General features: G+C 31.4%; 2 protein-coding genes. Both read right to left on the bottom strand.

Annotation, left to right across the window (positions count from 1 at the left end; translation table 11 throughout):
• Positions 1-20: 20 nt before the first annotated feature.
• Positions 21-1,208, bottom strand: a complete 1,188-nt coding sequence (locus SVN78_10345; protein MDY6822006.1) for an efflux RND transporter periplasmic adaptor subunit — start codon at positions 1,206-1,208, stop codon at positions 21-23.
• A gap of 19 nt (positions 1,209-1,227) precedes the next feature.
• Positions 1,228-2,266: TolC family protein (locus tag SVN78_10350; protein MDY6822007.1), on the bottom strand; the 1,039-nt coding region annotated here is incomplete at its 5' end.

Below are 2,266 nucleotides of genomic sequence, written 5' to 3' on the forward strand. Positions count from 1 at the left end.
TTATTATTGTTTTCGGCCATTTATTTTTCTACCAGTATATCTCCAGATTTAATCAACTCTACATCTGTTAGAACTAATCTTTCTCCACCATCAAGCCCACTCAAAACCTCAACAATATTATTTGTTTCTCTGCCAAGCTTCAAAACACGCATTTTTGCCTGATCACCTTCTTTTATTATTGCAACATCTAATTGTCCCACCTGTTTTACGGCGGTTTTTGGTATAAAAATACCTTTAATTTGACCTTTATTCAGCGTTATTTTCACATATGCACCGACTGGCAGATCATTATTGGCATTAGTTTCAATAATGAATTTTCTTGTATTTGGCGATATTTGGCTGGATTTCTTTTTAATCTTTGAAGTAAAAGTTATGTTTCTGGAGGGATAATTTATTGTGACATTATCGCCTAGAAAAACATTATCAAATAGATCTTCACCAATGTCTGCTTTAATAACTTTTTTGTGTGTGCCAATTTTCAGCACAGCACTACCAGGTGAAGCAAGATTGCCTTCGTCAGAAAATTTTTGCAGCACTATTCCATCAAAAGGTGCTTTTATTTTTTTGTAATTAACATAAGATTGGCTCTCTGAAAACATAGCCTTTGATTGTTTTAGTTTTGCTTCGGCCTGATTTAATTTCTTTTCAGCCATATTTACATTTTCAATAGCTATATTATAATGCTCTTTAGCAGATAAATATTCAGCTAACACTTGATCATACTCATACTGGCTTACACTCTCACTTTTAAGAAGCCTTTTATAACGTTTGTATGTCTTTTCAGCCAAAATGAATTGAGCTTTTGCTTTTCTTTTTTCCATATGTGCCATTTTTAAACCGGATTCAGTTTGTCTTAAACCTATACATGCTTCAGTTACAGCGCTTTCTGTCATTTTTAATTTGGCATCCAGCTCATCACTTCTGATGCTAACGAGTACATCATCTTTATAAAAAGAATCACCTATATCTACATTTATGCTCTGGATATATCCTATAATTTTAGGCATTAACATAACTGTTTCGTCGCTGATAACTGTTCCTGAAAAAGTAATTTTTGCACCACTGACTTCTTTATGTACTTTAATTGTATCAACAATAAATGTGTCAGGTTTGTCATATGGTGATGTTTTTTCTTTTTTTTCAATATTTGAACAGGATATAATTATTACAACAAAAAACATTAAAAAAATATTTTTACAGCTTTTCATTTATTTCCTCCATGAGTTGTTACTTTAATATACCTGAGTTTAGCAACAATCTTGCCTTGTTGATTATAAGCTCATATTCTGCCATATACATATTAAGTTCAGCTTGTTTGGCATCGACTTCTCTGTCAAGTAGTTCGGTAATTCTAATTAATCCTTCTCTAAATCTGTTTTGATTAATAGACAACGCTTCGTAAGATGATTCAACCTGTTTTTTTGCTGCCTCAAGCTTTTTTTTAGCTGCTTTAATGCTATAATATGCATCTTTAACCTCTAACTGTATTTTACGTGCTTTATCCTGTTTTATATTAAGTGTATAAAGATAATCACTCTTATTTTCCCTAATCTTGTTATAATCGATAAAACCGTTAAAAATATTGAAGGATACTTTTGCACCAAAGGTTGCTCCTTGAGCACCATCATTTAGAAATTCACTATTATTCCATTCGTAATTAGCAAAAAGGAATATTTCAGGATAAAAATTGAATTTAGATTTCATTATTTCAATCTCAGCAATTTCTAGCTTCTTATCTAATACAAGAAGATCTTCCCTACTACTAACAGCAGTTTGGAGATATATATTCACTGGTTTGTTTATGTTGAAAGAGGGTGTTTCCCAAAGAATGTTAATTTCTTCATCAATTCCAAGTAATTGTTGCAATCTACTTTCTGTAACCTTAACCTGTTTTTGAGCATCACTTATTTCACTTTCGTTTTTAAGTAGATGTGTTTTGGCAATCATCAAATCGCTTTTTACAACCATGCCGTTTTCATAAAAGTTCTTTGTTAGGTCATAATAACTTTGTGTCCTATTATACGATTTAATTGAGACCTCTAGCGCTTTTTCTGCCAAAGCCATTCCAAAAAAAGCATTTGTATAGTTATAGAGAATTTCTTGTTGTATTCTCTCAAATGTTAGTTCTGCAATATCATTCATCCTAGATGCTTGTTTTATCCCAAAATATATTCTACCTTTCATAAATATCGGTTGGAGTACTTCAATTTCTGTTTTATAATTTTCAACACTGTCAGGATTTGCCATTTCATTATCAAAATAATCT

The organism is Deferribacterota bacterium (assembly GCA_034189185.1).
Classification (GTDB): domain Bacteria; phylum Chrysiogenota; class Deferribacteres; order Deferribacterales; family UBA228; genus UBA228.